The organism is bacterium, from assembly GCA_021371935.1.
GTDB lineage: Bacteria > Armatimonadota > UBA5829 > UBA5829 > UBA5829 > UBA5829.
Genome location: JAJFVF010000011.1, coordinates 22,132 through 38,368 on the forward strand (window position 1 = coordinate 22,132; position 16,237 = coordinate 38,368).

Here is a 16,237-nt window from a genome sequence, read left to right on the forward strand (position 1 = left end):
CTTATTCCTCAGGTCCAAATGCCTGTAATTCATATATTCTTGCTGACGCTGAGCCGTAAGTTGCCAGGCAATCGATTTTGATTCGCCTTGCGGCCACGGCGTCAAATTCATGCGATCTGCAGCGCTGATAATTGCCGGTCACAGCCGTTTTTTTCGTCCATGTCGATCCGTCATAGATCCATATTTTATAATCTCTCACCATTGTCTCGACCATTCCCGATCCAAGGATTCCATATGGCGGCGGCCAATATATATTCTGGTCGAGATCAGGGTCGAATACCAGGCTGACTTTATTTATGGTTCGGACTCGGTCGAATTCTATCTCTATCGACTGCGGCAGAGCCTGGTTCGGGTCCGATACCCAGCAGTTCGTCCATTTTTCGGGCCTGTTTATTCCCGTTCGCAAATTCGACCCGCCATATGGCCGCGACTGCGGCGACAGGTTGAACACGAATGTTCCCCTCGGCATTGATCTCCACTTGATTTCGTCTGCATGCTCAAGGCTTGCCCTGTTGGTGGCGAATACTCTGGACGAATGCACCGCGCAATACACACCGGGCACGGCAGGCAGATGCACCCAATAGAGCTTTCCAGGCTCGACATCCGCATTGAATTCGAATTCGACCCATACTGCACCCTGATCGTCCGGGGTATTCTTGCCCCGGACGCACATTGTCGCCGACGCCGTTGCAATATCCGACCGGCTGCTGAAATCGTTTATAGTGTTTGCTCTCCGCAGACCCGCTTCGATCGTAACCGGATGGTCAAGCTCAGACACCATATAGAAGCCGACTTTGCCCACCTTTGATCCGCTCACGGGAAACATCTGAGCTATTCCGCTCGACAGCTCATGCCATTCATCGGTGCCCGTAACTTCAAGAGCAGCCTCACTCGAAGTTATAATCGATGCATCTGCAACCAAATTGCCGGCATTGTTCTTAGGCAGCCCCACGATATAGCAGTCATCATCAAGCAACTGCTGCTGCAGCTCGCGTATATGATCCTGCCCCAGTTTTCCCGGCACAGTGCCATATTTCGAGCACAGCGCCGCGGCAGTCCCCACAGCCTGACCCATCACTGCGCAGGTCGCCATCACCCTCAGTGACCCGAGAGCCACGTGTGTGGCGCTTATGTCACGCCCTGCAAAGAGCAGATTAGGCACATTTTTCGAGTACAGCGCCCTAAGCGGCACGCTGCACGGAGCAGCCACAGGGTCCTGAACGCATGGCGGCTCTTTTGAATACATACCCTCCGGCGGGTGTATATCTATAGGCCAGCCCCCATATGCGACCCGATCATCGAACGCCACCGCGTCCCTTATATCGTTTTGAGTTATTGTATAGTCGCCGATAAGGCGTCTGCTCTCTCTTGTAGCAATGATAGGGCTGACCCAGGTCAATTCATAGTCAGCGACGCCATGGTCACCGGAATTTTTCATGTGGTCCCACACGCCGTATACTACAGCCATCAGCTCGTCATATATATTTTCGGCGCCCTCGATCACATCGAGCATGCCGCCGTATTCAAACCACCAGAACCCGAACATTTCGCCTGTTTCAGGATCGAATATTTCAAGCTCCGGGTGACGAAACGGAAGACTCTCGTCCGTCGGAAACTTTTTCGCCCATTCCGGGGCAGTAAACTGGACCGGCCTGCCAAGGTTTTGTGCTCTGAAATAGAGCGAGTCTCCCATTGTGCAGTTGTCGGCGGATTCCGGCGCAAGCGATTCGTCGAATTCGTCGCGCGCTTCTCGACCCATCCTGAACTCGGCTCCGGCAAGCGCTCCCAGGCTGCCATGGCCTGTGCAGTCCACAAACAGCTTACCCGAGACCATAAGTTCTTTTTCGTTAGTCATCTGCGACGCTCTGATGGCCGTAATTGCGCCATCCTTGTCCAAAATGACGTCGCGAACAGACGCATTAAGCAGCAGCTCAAGATTTTTTTCGCGCTTTGCCATCTCCCAGAGAATCATACTGCGAAGAGGCAGACTTCCGAGAGCGCTTTTTGAGCGATGCAGCAGTTCCAGTGCAAACTCGCCCATAAGCCCGGTCTCACGAGCATATCGAATCAGACCTTTGCCGGAGAAATCCGCCCCGCCGATGCCGATCAATATTTCACTGGAAGCGTTTCCGCCCAATACTGATCTATCCTGTATCAGGACGCTCTTGCATCCCAGCCGGGCAGCGCTTATAGCCGCGAATGTGCCGGCCAGTCCTCCTCCCGCCACAACCACATCAGCATGAAATTTTTTCACAGTCATTCTTTACACTAATCCACATGTACGCATCAAGCACGTCTGAGCCTATGCGACAAAAGCAGTTCCGTTTTTCGGGAGCAAATTGGCTTGGTAGGAAGCTCGCCCTTTTCGACAAAGCTCATTATTGGGAGGGCGAAGCTCCTGCTGAGCCGAAAATTCCGGGATAACTGAACTCTGTCATACGATAAAAACCGCTGAGATATTATAGCAATTACGCTATGTCTACGCCAGGTGCTGGAAGCATTTCAATCCCGCTTAGGTCTTCTCGCACCCGCATTCGCACACCCCAGACCGCTTCGCGCCTAATCTGGTCCATTCTGATTCCCTGGTTATCCAGATAAACGGCAAATATCGATCCATCCGGCAGCAGCATCGGCTGCGTATAGCCATAGACGTCCGGATCCACGCTGAACCCGTATTTCTTTGACGGCGAAAGCCATGTGTGTCCACCGTCTGCGCTGAGTATTGCATATACTCCGCCGTGCGTGGCGTAATTGCCATGTGTGCAGATCAGTACGCCATTATCCAGACACAGCAGATTGCATGCGAATATTCCGAGCTTACCCATGCAAAGAGGCGCGGGTTTTGTCCACGTATATCCCCCATCATCCGAAAAACACACATCGGCATAAGGGCGTGCGATCATAACCAGATGTCCGTCCGGCAGTTGTGCAATGCCCGGCTCTTCAAGCGTGTGGTCCGCTTCGACCACCGCTATCCTTTTCCATGTGAGCCCAACGTCAGTGGATCGCATGATGGCCAGTTTGTAATGTTCGTCCTTGCCCTCGTCTTTGCCGTATATCGCCAGCAAAAGTGAGCCGTCATTTAGTGCGATAATCGGTCCGTCAGTCGCATCTCTAGTGAAACCGGTGTCCATACGCTCTGGCTCAGTCCATGTCCTGCCGCCGTCAAATGAGCGCATCGTATATGTCATAGCGCTGCTTTTTGCGACTTCGCCTTCTCTGTCCCGATCCTCTCCATATGTAAAGAATGTGCAGATAAGAGTTCCATCCGCCGCTTCATAGATGCATGGGTGGCGATCATCGTCAGGAGTGTCAACCAGTGTCTCAGGCTTGCTCCAAGTCACTCCCTCATCTTCGGACTTGATAATCATTGCCCTTCCGCCTGTAGGGGCTTCAACTACCCATGGCAGCGCATTTTCATATATAGGTTGAACTCTTGGGGAAGCATGCCAGTAGCCTGCGTTGAATGTAACCAGCCATGTTCCATTTTTGAGTCTGATCACCGCTTCCCATCCCACAAACCCGTTATATCCCGGAAATGGGTCCGGCTGGTTCACTCCGGGTCCCACAAGCATTCGGCGGCACTTGGCCGCCGAAAGATTACTTTGTATTTCGTTTGTTATCTTAAGACAAACGGTATGCTCCATCAATACAAATCCCAGAGTGAAGTATCCTTGCAGAGCTTGGTTTTTTTCATCCACGAGGCATGCCCATCGCACCATGCCACAATAGCTCCTCCATTGTGACAATCGGAAACTATATATTCATTCGGCAGCTTTTTAGGTGTAGCAATATCGCTGTAGATACAGCTTTGTCCATTATATGTGTAAGGCCCATCAGTTGGTACATCGCCGCTCTGCACAGTGCGGCCAATAGAGTCGACCAGGAATACAGTTTTGGCTGGGTTCTTGACGGTGCTTGCAACGAATCCTGTCGGCACATAGCCCGGTTGTCCTTCGATATTACTTGCCAGATAGTAATAGTTGATGCCATAGCCTATAAATTTGTACCAGTATGTACCGTTATAATCAGAATATTTGCCCATTGGCCTTGCTGCGCATTCAAATACTTTATAATTTCTCACGTATGGCATAATGTTTTCCATCCAATAATGCCAATTCGGATTCCACTGTCCCGCACCTGGCGTTGCGTAAGGACAAAGTTTCCCATCATAATTATCACAATAGATTGTATATGCCGTAGCCAGTTGTTTCACGTTATTCAGACATGCTGCCTGTTTTCCTTTCGCTTTCGCGCCTGTGAAAACCGGAAAAAGTATCGCAGCGAGTATTGCGATAATTGCGATTACGACCAGTAGCTCAATTAATGTAAACCCCTTGACCCTTCTCAAAATGCAAACCCCCTTCGTTACAATATATGCTACAGCATTACTTGTATTTGAAGTATACCATGCAATCAGGAAATGTCAACAGAGCATCTAAATTTTGCATATCGTATTTTGTATTGGTTATTTTGATCGGATCAACAAGCAGGGTAGTGTCTCAATTCCAGTTGTTCCGTGGATGAACGACAAGGAATCTGCTCTTAACAATGCAATACAGTTACAGTTGATGGTCGGGGGTATTCCTGCCCCCGACCCACTTCATAACAGATTGGTTTAGTCGTGTCTCATTAACCATGTTGTATATGATTACGTATTCAGCTTACACGCGAGCAGAGTTATCAACTCCTGTGGATAACTTGTGCACAAGAAATCAGTTAGAACTATAACAAGCTGATATTGCGTATGCTTGAGGATAGCCTAGTTTTTCCAAAGGACTTATACATGTCAGCCATCTCGATTCTCCATGAGCCGATTTTTTGCCATGTTTCGGCTATCCAAGTCGGAGACAGATGCAGCATGTCCAGGTTTGCAAGCCTAATGTATAACAAAGCCACCACAACGTGTTCTACATAGCCCCATTCACATCAATACTGTCCAGACCCCATGCTCGGATCGATTCAAGCGCCGCATAATCAGTAAGATCAAGATGGACGGGCGTAATGGAGATGTAATCGTCTGCAATAGCCTTGACGTCGGTCCCCTCATCCAGGCTGTCGATGGGCTGTTCGCCGCCGAGCCAATAGTAGTCTCTTCCTGTTGGGTCGGACCTTTTTTCCAGGCTTCCCATATATCTGCGTTTACCAGCTCTGGTGATTCTAATTCCCTTGATTTCCAAGTCCACCGACGGCACATTAATATTGAGCAGTGTGCTTTCCGGCAGTTTATGTTCTTGGAGAATTCGCGCAATTTGAACGGTCAGTCGCGCAGCTGTCAAGTAGTTTACGTCAGACTCATGTGTTGCGACAGACACAGCCATAGACGGAACTCCTGAGATAGCTCCTTCCATTGCGGCCGAGACTGTCCCGGAGTATGTCAAGTCCCATCCCAGGTTGGGACCTTTATTGATCCCTGAGATAACGAGGTCGATTTTTTCTTCAACAATACCAAGCAGCCCAAGGCTCACGCAGTCTGACGGTGTTCCATTGCTGGCAAATGCCGTGCTGCCGTCACGCAGTTTGACTTTGTCGGCGCGCAGTGGTTTGTGCAGTGTTATGGAGTGACCGCAAGCACTCCTTGGCCGGTCCGGTGCAACGACATGTACACTTGCGATCTTATCGAAAGCAGTTTTGAGTGCAAAAAGCCCTTCGGCGTGTATCCCGTCATCATTTGTAATAAGCACATTCATAAAATGATCCACCCAATATAAAATCTAAAATCTCAAATACTAAATCCAACTGTGCCAGTCTTCGCCTATGGTTCCCTGTCGTCTGTAACGCTCCATAGCCAGGTGGCATTTGCATTCCCGCTCATCGGGTACGGATGTGAGTGCCTCAATGACTATACCCGGCAGCGCATCGACAGCCGCGTCCACTTTTGCCTTCTCTTCACCAGAGAGCAATCCCTCGAAGAGTTCACCGGGTTCGTAGGAACGCTCGACGATCCCCTCGGCGTAGTTAGTAATGTAACAGACCGGACAGTAGCACATTTCAAGTTCTCTGGCAAGGAATGCTTCCGGCACGAGTGTCATTCCGACCAATGTTGCACCATATGATGCGAATTTTTTGATCTCCGCGCGTGTTTCGAGCCTTGGGCCCTGCGTGCACGCATATATATCGTCTGTGCGGCAGTGTCCCTGTCGGGCTACAATGGCTTGTGCAAGTCTTGCAGCCAATTCGGGACAAAAGACGGGGTTTTGCCTGATGAACCCGATCCCCAGTCTTTCATAAAAGGTGCATGATCGTCCCTTTGTTTCATCGATAATATCGCCGAGGACCAATAGTTCTCCAATGGGTATGGACGGATCGATAGCTCCCGGTCCCGACCATGAGATTATCCTTTCCACGCCGAGTTCTTTAAGTGCCCATATATTGGCTCTATAGTTTACGAACGGCGCTGATATTTGGTATCCGGTCTCGCCATGCCGCGACAAGATGAATACTTTCGTTCCGTTTTTGGTAACTTCGCGTATTGGAGCAGATTCGCCGAACGGTGTCTTTATCGGGTCGATATACAGGCTCCGACCCAATGATTTTATCATTTTATACCCTTGGCTACCTGCTATTATTGCAAAGTTTTTGCTAAGTTTGTTCTTTGGCACGATTCTTGCAGCCTTTCATTGTGTCTGGAGGGAAAAATATGCGCACTATTCTCATTACAATTATTACGATAGTCATCTGTCTTGCTCCTGCTTTTGCCGGCATAGAAGATATATTGCCTGCTGGCGAACCGGTTATTGCCGAGCAAGTCCTACAAGAGCCACTCGAGCTTGCGAGTGAGCCTAATTTTGAAATCACACCTGGACCTGTAGAATCAGCGCCGGTTGATTACAGTGTTCAGGCATATGAAATCCAGCCTGCTCAAACAGCACCATTGGCACAGGTTGCAAGCACCCAGGCAAATGCGCCTGCGACTTGTGTGGTTTACAAGACTCAGAGCAGCTCACCGGAATGCGGTTTCATACCATCTGGCAGTGGTGTTCTTGGCGCGGTTCCTCCTCCGCCTGTTCCCGAACCGAGTTCTATGCTGGCTCTGATGACAGGCATCGGCGGTATTATTCTCAGGCCGTGGAAACGCAGAAAGTAGAAAGTCATATCCCAAAATAAACATAAACAGCCCCGCTCAGCCGGGGCCTTTTTTATTTAGTGTTTTAGATTTTGTATTGATTATTTTGCTGGTGTGCAACCATGTCATTCCCGACCTGATCGGGAATCCAGAAAACTGCACTATATAATATAGTTTAGATGTCTGGATTTCCGCTTTCGCGGAAATGACAAATATAAGCTGAAATGGCAAAACACAATGATTTGTTGGTTGCTTTAAGGTAATGGCACAACCTACCTTACTGATCGTCCGGGGTATTCCTGCCCCGGACGCACTTATGATGGGCATTCTTGCCTCCGACCTCTCGCTGACATAACAGAAAAGCAAGAGATAACATAACGCATTTGTCATTCCGAGGAGGAACGACGAGGAATCTGCTGTGAACCATTCTTTGATATTTTGGTAACCGCAAGGTGTTGGGCGAAGATGCCCAGAGCGAATGCTGATCTTATTCCCTCTCCTTGGGGTGAGGGCGAAGCTGATTTAGTATTTGATATTTTGTATTGATTATTTCAGGTGCACTTTCACCAGTTCATACCCAGTTGTCCTCTGAGCCGCATCATATCCAGCCCGATGGATCAGTTCAATGATCTCAGACTCATTCATCCTGTGTCGGCATCCCGCCGCAGCCACAACATTTTCTTCTATCATCGTGCTGCCGATATCGTTCGCGCCGGAACTTATGGCCAACTGAGCAATCTCACTGCCCTGCGTGACCCATGACGCCTGCACATTCTCCACATTGTCTATATACATCCGCGCGACAGCCAGTGTCCGCAGGTAATCATGAGCACCCGCCGCCGGCATGTCCAGTTCAGAGTTGCCCGGCTGAAACGGCCATGGGATAAACGCAGTAAAGACTCCTGTCTCTTCTTGCAAAGCTCTGATTTTATCCATATGATAGACCCTGTCCGCAAGTGTTTCACCCATGCCGAATACCATAGTCGCAGTCGCGCGCATGCCGATCTTTGTGGCGGTTCTCATCACATCCATCCACTGATCGCACGAGCACTTTTTCGGGCTAATGGCTGTCCTCACTTCGTCCACCAGCATCTCAGCCCCGCCCCCAGGCAGAGAGTCGAGACCCGCGTCATGGAGCCTGCCGAGTGTCGTTTCTATACTCAGGCCGGAGATATCGGCTATATGCACGATTTCAGGTGCGGAGAGACTGTGAAGTTGTATGTCAAACCGATCCTTGATCTTCGCAAACAGCGCCTCGAAACAGTCTATCTTAATGTCAGGGTGCAGACCTCCCTGCATCAGAATTTGAGTAGCCCCCAGTTCGACGGCTTCGCGTATCTTTTCAAGTATCTGATCGTCCGTCAGTACATACCCTTCGGGGTCACCCGGTTTTTTGTAGAACGCACAGAACTTGCAGCCTGAAACGCATATATTAGTGTAGTTGATATTGCGGTCAATAACGTATGTCCTGAGCCTGTCTGGATGCATACGCTCACATGTGCATCCAGCCTTCCACAGCAGCTCGGGCAGTGGCATGTGAAACAGCGTAAGGCCGTCATGCATGTTCATCATACTTCCACCAACCCATGCTCCACAGCCTTTTTGTGAAATGTCTTGATGCTCTCAGCTTCGCTCTTGCCCATATCGTAATGTATGATCTTTGATAGATACTCATCGCACACTTCAAACGGCAGTCCCAGCCGCTTGGATTCTTCCATCGCAATCTGGTGAACTTTTGCCATTCCTTTTGTCTTTGCGTCGTGCAGTATATCGACAAGTTCGGGCGTTATTCTCTTGCCTGCCCAGACAGCAAATACTGCAGGCAGATTTGTGAGCTTCTTCCATTCAGCCGCCAGGTCCATCACAAACAGCCCGTCTTTTGGGTAGAGCATAGCCGGGTCACCTATCACCATTGCGGCGTCGCATACATCCAGCATATGCGATACCGGGTCCGGCGGCACCCGGATAAAGTCAGGCTCCATGCCATAGTTTTCTTTAAGAACAATTTTGAGCATATTCGCTCCGGACAGACTGCTTGTATCCAGTGCAACTGTGTCTATGTCTTTTGGCTCTTTCTTAGACAGTAAAAGCACGCTCTTGACCGGCCCGTCAGCAGCAATGCATATTCCGGGGCAGATGCTAAAATTCGGGTAGAGAAAAGTTGCGAAAACAGACACAGGCGCTGCAGCGATCTCCTCTGCAGCCAGCATTTTGGCAAGCTGGGAGGGTGGGGCGTATGCCAGTTCCCAACCGTCAGGCAGCTCACCGTTTTCCAGCGAATGCACCAGCGGCCTGACATTAAGATATGGCAAACATCCCAGTTTCATCCCTGATTACCTCATTATATACTGTGTCGCGCTCCACCGGCACAGTGCCTGTCTCTTCGATCATCCGGCGCAGACTGGCGACAGTCATTGCCTGCGGTGTCGTCGCTCCTGCGCGGTGTGTGATTTTTTCTTCGATCACAGTGCCGTCTATGTCGTCCGAGCCATAGCTCAGAGCGACCTGCGCCAGTTTTAGCCCGAGCATTATCCAGAAAACCTTGATGTGGTCGATATTGTCAATCATCAGCCGCGAGACTGCATATAGCTTGAGGTGATCCTTTACGCTCATGGGCTTGGCGACCTCACCCAGCCGAGTATTTTCAGTGTGATACCTGAGAGGGATAAATGTCATAAATCCGCCAGTCTCGTCCTGCAGATCACGCAAAGTGAGCATATGCTCGACCCTCTCACGGTCTGTTTCCACATGCCCGTAAAGCATAGTCGAATTGCTCTTGATCCCGAGATTGTGCGCCTGGCGCATGATGGAGAGCCACTTCTCGGCAGGCATCTTCTCCGGGCAAACTATTCCCCGCACTCTCGGGTTGAAAATTTCAGCGCCTCCTCCGGGAATCGATCCGAGCCCGGCATCTTTGAGTGCGATGAGGACGTCGTGCACACTCATGCCTGAAATATCTGCCAAATGCGCAATCTCCACGGCTGTAAACGCCTGAATATGAACCTCCGGGAAATGCGATTTGAGTGTGCCCAGCATATCCGTATAGTATGAAAAAGGCAGGGTGGGGTGCAGCCCGCCGACAATATGCAGCTCAGTAAACCTGATCTGCTCGTAATACTCCTGTGCGCGCTCGAGCACCTCCGCCACGCTCATTGCATATGCGCATTCATCTCCCTCATTGCGCGAGTATGCACAAAACTTGCACCGGTTCTTGCAGATATCGGTGTAGTTTATGTGACGGTTGACAATGTAATACGTCCGATCACCATTGATCCTCAGCCTGATCTCATTTGCGGCAGCTCCGATTGCATGCACGTCATTCGATCCAAAGAGCCGCACGCCATCTTCAACATTTAGCCTTTCGCCGTTCAGTGCTTTTTGCAGCACGCCCGCGACATCGCTGCCGCCGATAATTTCATCAATCATATATGCACATCCATCAAAATAAACGTGAGCATGGCTTTGCTTACGCAGATGCCTATTATCTTGTCCATCACGTAAGCACATCCACCATTACGAACCCGAGCAGAGCCATACTTACGCACCCGTTCATAGTAAAGAACGCCGCGTTGACCCGGCTGATATCTTTTGGCGACACCATACTCTGCTCATATATTAAAAATAGCGCCACCAACCCCGCGCCCGCAAAATAGATCCAGCCTCTTCCAGTGAGCATGCCGAACCAGATGAGCATGATGACCATCGACGCATGCAGCAGCCTGGATACCAGCAGTGCTCTACTCGCGCCCAGCCGAGACGGCAGAGAAAATAGTCCCATTTTTTTGTCGAACTCGATATCCTGCAGTGAATAGATAATGTCGAACCCGGCGGTCCATGCAATCACACCCGCACTGAGCACCATGGGCGCGAATTGGAGCTTCCCGGTTACTGCAATCCATGCACCCACCGGCGCTATCCCGAGACACAGCCCCAGCCACAGGTGTGAGAGACTGGTGAATCGTTTCGTGTACGAGTATATAACCACCGCTGCTATAGCCACAGGTGATAGAACGAACGCGAGCGGGTTAAGCATATAAGCCGCGACCACAAGCAGAGCCGCTGACACAATAGTAAATACCCATGCCGCCCCAACAGAGACGATGCCGCTGGGTATTGCGCGTGAAGCGGTCCTGGGGTTTTTAGCATCTATTTTTGCATCGGCTATGCGGTTGAATGTCATAGCCGTGCTTCTCGCTCCCACCATCGCGACCAATATCCATCCCAACGTGCGCCATTCCGGGATTCCGTTTGCCGCAATGATGGCCGATGACAAAGCAAAGGGCAAGGCGAACACTGTATGCTCGAATTTAATCATCTCGAGTATGATCCCGAGCTTGCGGAATGGCACTGCAATTGCTGATTTCACTTATTCGCCCCATCCGTCAATAAGATGCACGTCTGCGCCTATGGCTCTCAAGACACGGTCGACCACAAAGTCCACAAGCTCGTCTATACTCCTCGGCCTATTGTAGAATGCTGGAACTGCGGGCAGTATTGTTGCTCCGGCTTCAGCCAGAGAGGTCATATTTCGCAAATGAATCAGACTCAGTGGAGTTTCTCTTGCCACCAGCACCAGTTTTCTTTTTTCCTTCAGACAGACATCCGCAGCGCGGGTCACCAGGTCGTTGGAGACACCCGACGCAATTCTCCCAATTACGCCCATAGAGCATGGAATCACGATAAGCCCATCATATTCATGCGATCCGCTGGCAGTGGGTGCAGACAAGTCTGTGCAACTTAATGGCAAAAACTTACGCATGTTTTCTTGCGGAATCATTTCAGCGAGGCCATCATAGCCCAGTTCGTCTTTTATGATCCCCAGAGCGTTATCTGATGCAGTAAGATATATGATGTCATAGAGTGAAGGCAGCACTTCCAGTAGTCTTCGAGCGTATATAGCTCCGCTTGCTCCCGATATGGCGACCATAATTCGTTTGGCTTTATCCAATCCCCAGTTCCTTCCATATGCTGTCGATCTTCTCTATCACCTCACGGCTCATCACGATATCATCCGGCCAGGGTCTGATGTGCTTTTCGCCCTCCATCTTTTTTGTGGCGTCTATACCCATCTTGGAGCCGAACAGAGCCTGCGGAGCGGCATGGTCGAGCACATCCACCGGACCCTCGGTAAAGAACACATCCCTCTGCGGGTCGATATTGCTCCCAAGCCTCCATATGGCCTCACTTATATCCTGCACGTCCACGTTTTCATCAAAAACTATAACAATCTTAGTCAGCGCCATCTGCCCAAGCCCCCACAGAGCATTCACGACTTTCCTTGCCTGCAAAGGATACCGCTTGCTGATCGAGACCAGTGCTATGTTGTGAAATATTCCCTCCACCGGCAGGTTCATGTCCACAATTTCTGGAATCTGTGTTTTTATAAGCGGCAGAAAAATTCTTTCGGTTGCCTTGCCGATAAAGCAGTCTTCCATAGGCGGCTTGCCTACAATAGTCGCTGGGTAGATTGGGTTCTTGCGGTGAGTTATACATGTAAGGTGAAATACCGGATACTCATCCGCGGGTGAATAATAACCGGTGTGGTCGCCGAACGGTCCTTCAATCCTTCGTTTGCCCGGCTCCACATAACCTTCCAGCACAATCTCCGAGTGTGCCGGAACCTGCATATCGATTGTTTTGCACTGCACCATCTCGACCGGAGACTTGCGCAGGAACCCCGCGAATATCATCTCATCGAAATCCTCTGGCACAGGAGCAGTAGCGGCGTAAGTGATTGCCGGGTCGCCGCCGAGCGCGACAGCCACCGGCATTCTTTCGCCTCGCTTCTCGTATTTTGCAAAGTGCTTTGCTCCAACCTTGTGAATGTGCCAGTGCATGCCAGTCGTCTTGTCATCATACACATGCATCCGGTACATCCCGACATTACGCTTGCCGGTATCAAGGTCCTTTGTGAATACCATCGGCAGTGTAATAAACGGTCCGCCGTCCCCCGGCCAGCACGTGAGGATAGGCATAAATGCGAGACTTGCGTCTTCGCCCGTCCGCACGACTTCCTGGCATGGTGCTTTGTTCACCGTTTTCGGAAAAGCCGATGACAGTTTTGCGAGCTTTGGCAGCATCATAACTTTATCTATCAGCCCGCCGGGCGCATCAGTCTGGATCAAATTTACAATCTCATCGCCTATATCATCCAGGCTCTCGACTCCCAGAGCCATAGCCATCCTGCGCATACTGCCGTAATGATTTATGAGCACCGGCAGGTCTGAGCCTTCTACATTTTCAAACAGCAGTGCCGGTCCGCCGGATTTGACGGTCCTGTCCGCAATCTCAGTGATTTCGAGCTTCGGGCTGACTTTATGCTTTATCCGCACGAGTTCGCCGCACTTTTCCAGACGCTTTATATAATCCCTCAGGTCGATGTAGGCCATGCTAGTCGATTATCCCCTCGATTATCTGCGCGCTGTGACACACTTTAACTCCACTGCCTCGCGCAGCCAACCCGCCCCGTATCTGCATAATGCATCCAGGGCAGTCCGTGACAAGCGTTTTCGCGCCGGTCTCTTCTATACATTTAATTTTGCGATCGAGTATTGCCGAGGATATTCCCGACTGCTTGACGGCGTAACTGCCTGCAAACCCGCAGCACTGGTCGGCCTTCTCCATCTCGACAATCTCCATCCCCGTGCTTTTTATCAGCTCTCTTGAGCAGATGGATGTGCCAAGTCCCCTCACCTGGTGACATGGATCGTGATATGTCAACTTGCCGTCGAGCTTCTTTTCTATCTTGAGCCCAAGTATCTGGATCGCAAATGACGAAAAGTCATATACCTTATCCAATAGAGCCTTCGCACGTTCTTCCCATTCGGTACCCGCCAAAAGCTCTGGATACTTTTCCTTGAGCATAATCGCGCATGTCGGGCATCCGGTCACGATATATTCGGGCGATCCGATCTCCATCGCTGCAATATTGCTGATGGCAAGCTCCTTGGCAGTTTTCTGGTCGCCTATATAAAACGCCGGTGCTCCACAGCAGCATTGAGAATGTGGGAAGAAAGTCCTCACGTCACTCTTACCCAGCACATTCCATATGGCCTGTCCGATATCTGGGTAGACAAAGTCGAGCATGCATCCTGCATAGAGCCCGACACTCATCTTTCCCGACTTGGACGATTCCTCCGGCAATATCTCTCTTAAAAACTGCTTTGCAAGACCGGGCATCTTCCTCGAAGTTCCAAGCGCAAAGCCGATGGGGAAGTCCTTGAGCAGTCCGTCTCCGCCGACAAACGGCACTTGCATACTTCGCGCCATCGCAAGAACTGATATGAACTTATCTGGCTGCTTGAGCATAGTCATTGGGATTTGAGAAGTGGCGTTCAACCCATGTTTATCGACCAGCCGCTTTCTCAGTTCAAGCACCATGGATGGTGTGTCGATCTTGGACGGGCATATACTCGTGCAGTAACCACATCCCGTGCAGAGTCCGATAGTGTCTTGAGTCGAATCCAAATCGCGGTGAAATGCAGTCAGCACCGACCCGATCCCACCCATATAAGCGTTGCCGTAAGCATGTCCACCTATGGAGTTATACGCGGGGCACATATTCAGGCATGCGCCGCATTTGATGCAATAAAGCGCCTCCCTGCAGGTCTCGTCTGCAGCCATAGCCTTTCTACCATTGTCTACAAAGATTATATGCAGCTCCCTGGGACCATGGACTCCAAGTGCGAGAGTCTTTTCGATATCTGTGGTGCGGCTGGGTCCGGTTATGAACGAGACATAAGCCGTCTGCTTTTGAGCCGTGCCGTTTTTTGATAGTGTCTTGAGGATGGCGTTCGCGTCGTCCATAGTCTCGACCAGCTTCTCATATCCGACAATCGCGACATGTATCGGCGGCAGCGTGGAGACCAGCCGACCATTGCCTTCATTGGTGACCAATACGATCCCGCCCGTCTCGGCAATGGCTATATTTGCGCCTGTGATGCCCATATCCGCTTCGATGAAGGCTTTGCGAAGCTGCACTCTCGCCACATCTACGAGTTTGCGCACATCCGCATCCTGATGCTCACCAGTCACTTTCGAGAAAAGCTCTGCAATCTGTTCTCGGGTCTTGTGAACTGCGGGCTGTGTGAAATGCGAGGGCTTTTCTTTGGCGAGCTGGATGATCCATTCGCCCAGGTCAGTCTCAGTGACGTCGATCCCTGCTTCCTGGAGTCTTGGGTTGAGTTCGATCTCTTCTGTGAGCATCGACTTGGACTTGACGATCTTCCTGACCCCATGCTCACGTGCCAATTCGAGCACGATCCGCACAGCCTCCGCGCCGTCAACAGCCTCATGTACAACAGCCGACACACCTTCAGCGCTTTTTTTGAACCTAGTAAAGAGGTCATCTATATTACTCACGCATCGCTCTTTAAGCGCACGGACTTCACTTTGTGACCCAGCGGCATCGAAGTCTTTCATCACCTCGACGCGAGCCTTATCGTATGTCACAGCCGCACGTTCGAGTGCAGTCTGAAGCTGCCCATCCTTCAGAGCTTTCTTAACTTGCCTTTTATGTGCCCTTGATTCTCCCAATTAATCCACCTCAGCACTAATTATCCTACCCTGTCAGCCGTCAGTCAAGCCGCGTTCTAGGGTGCATTCCTTATTAGAGAAGTGAGTCAGCCTATGTCATTCCCGCGTTGACGACGACCATGCCGGGAGGGCGAGGCTCCTGCCGAGCCTTATTTGCTTTCGTAAACTGTTTCGCATGTCACGCAGTAGGCTCAACCATGGTAAACTATATGCCGGACACATTCAAGGAGATACTCACCATGCCCGATACAACTCTCAAGCTCCATGTAATCCCGCGCGGCTCCAAGAATGAGATCACCGGCTGGCGTGATGACATTTTGTGCATAAAAATCACTGCGCCGCCAGTCGAGGGCGCAGCCAACGCAGCAATCGTGAAGTTTATGGCCGACGCATTGAAGATCAGAAAGAGCCAGATCGAGCTTATATCGGGTGAAAAGAGCCGTGAGAAGGTGATAAGAATAACGGGTCTGTCCGAAGCGGATATTCATAGTCGATTGAAATAGGTGTTGACAGACCTAATTTTGCGGGGTAAGATAATTTAGATATTTAGCTAAATAGCGTAATATTGTCAGTCAAAAAGTGAGAAATTCTGGCAGGATCACAAGCATGCAGTGCGAACATATTACTCAACCCATA

The 16,237-nt window shown here is 50.5% G+C and carries 14 protein-coding genes; 2 read left to right on the forward strand and 12 right to left on the reverse strand.

Annotation, left to right across the window (positions count from 1 at the left end):
• Position 1 precedes the first annotated feature (1 nt).
• The 5 genes from LLG46_08470 to LLG46_08490 form a co-directional block, all read right to left on the reverse strand.
• A complete protein-coding gene (locus LLG46_08470) occupies positions 2-2,260 on the reverse strand; it encodes an FAD-dependent oxidoreductase (protein ID MCE5323333.1) in 2,259 nt (752 codons plus the stop codon).
• Positions 2,261-2,468: 208 nt separating this feature from the next.
• A complete protein-coding gene (locus tag LLG46_08475) occupies positions 2,469-3,647 on the reverse strand; it encodes a glycoside hydrolase (protein MCE5323334.1) in 1,179 nt (392 codons plus the stop codon).
• On the reverse strand, positions 3,647-4,351 hold the full coding sequence (locus tag LLG46_08480) for a prepilin-type N-terminal cleavage/methylation domain-containing protein (protein MCE5323335.1): 705 nt from the start codon (positions 4,349-4,351) through the stop codon (positions 3,647-3,649). The genes LLG46_08475 and LLG46_08480 overlap by 1 nt, the downstream gene beginning before the upstream one ends.
• Positions 4,352-4,910: 559 nt before the next feature.
• The gene (gene surE / locus LLG46_08485; protein ID MCE5323336.1) at positions 4,911-5,690 is read right to left on the reverse strand and encodes a 5'/3'-nucleotidase SurE; all 780 of its coding nucleotides are present in this window, start codon (positions 5,688-5,690) and stop codon (positions 4,911-4,913) included.
• Between the two features lie 39 nt (positions 5,691-5,729).
• Positions 5,730-6,602: an MTAP family purine nucleoside phosphorylase gene (locus LLG46_08490; protein ID MCE5323337.1), complete on the reverse strand. Its 873-nt coding sequence runs from the start codon at positions 6,600-6,602 to the stop codon at positions 5,730-5,732.
• Between the two features lie 38 nt (positions 6,603-6,640).
• Here LLG46_08490 and LLG46_08495 point away from each other — a divergent pair, with 38 nt between their 5' ends.
• Positions 6,641-7,087, forward strand: a complete 447-nt coding sequence (locus LLG46_08495) for a PEP-CTERM sorting domain-containing protein (protein MCE5323338.1) — start codon at positions 6,641-6,643, stop codon at positions 7,085-7,087.
• A gap of 525 nt (positions 7,088-7,612) precedes the next feature.
• Here LLG46_08495 and mqnC read toward each other — a convergent pair.
• The 7 genes from mqnC to LLG46_08530 form a co-directional block, all read right to left on the reverse strand.
• Positions 7,613-8,638, reverse strand: coding sequence for a dehypoxanthine futalosine cyclase (gene mqnC / locus LLG46_08500; protein MCE5323339.1), 1,026 nt, complete (start codon positions 8,636-8,638; stop codon positions 7,613-7,615).
• A complete protein-coding gene (locus LLG46_08505) occupies positions 8,635-9,393 on the reverse strand; it encodes a menaquinone biosynthesis protein (GenBank protein ID MCE5323340.1) in 759 nt (252 codons plus the stop codon). The genes mqnC and LLG46_08505 overlap by 4 nt, the downstream gene beginning before the upstream one ends.
• Entirely contained in the window at positions 9,365-10,492 is a 1,128-nt protein-coding gene (gene mqnE, locus LLG46_08510; GenBank protein MCE5323341.1) for an aminofutalosine synthase MqnE, read from the reverse strand. Before mqnE ends, LLG46_08505 begins: the two co-directional genes overlap by 29 nt.
• A 67-nt stretch (positions 10,493-10,559) precedes the next feature.
• Complete coding sequence (gene ubiA / locus LLG46_08515) at positions 10,560-11,432, reverse strand: putative 4-hydroxybenzoate polyprenyltransferase (protein MCE5323342.1); 873 nt, start codon at positions 11,430-11,432, stop codon at positions 10,560-10,562.
• Positions 11,433-12,014 carry a UbiX family flavin prenyltransferase gene (locus LLG46_08520; GenBank protein ID MCE5323343.1) on the reverse strand — a complete coding sequence of 194 codons (582 nt, stop codon included), beginning with the start codon at positions 12,012-12,014 and terminating at the stop codon, positions 11,433-11,435.
• On the reverse strand, positions 12,007-13,455 hold the full coding sequence (locus LLG46_08525) for a menaquinone biosynthesis decarboxylase (GenBank protein MCE5323344.1): 1,449 nt from the start codon (positions 13,453-13,455) through the stop codon (positions 12,007-12,009). The genes LLG46_08520 and LLG46_08525 overlap by 8 nt, the downstream gene beginning before the upstream one ends.
• A 1-nt stretch (position 13,456) precedes the next feature.
• Positions 13,457-15,601, reverse strand: a complete 2,145-nt coding sequence (locus LLG46_08530; protein MCE5323345.1) for an LUD domain-containing protein — start codon at positions 15,599-15,601, stop codon at positions 13,457-13,459.
• Positions 15,602-15,798: 197 nt separating this feature from the next.
• Here LLG46_08530 and LLG46_08535 point away from each other — a divergent pair, with 197 nt between their 5' ends.
• On the forward strand, positions 15,799-16,104 hold the full coding sequence (locus LLG46_08535; protein MCE5323346.1) for a DUF167 domain-containing protein: 306 nt from the start codon (positions 15,799-15,801) through the stop codon (positions 16,102-16,104).
• Positions 16,105-16,237: the final 133 nt, after the last annotated feature.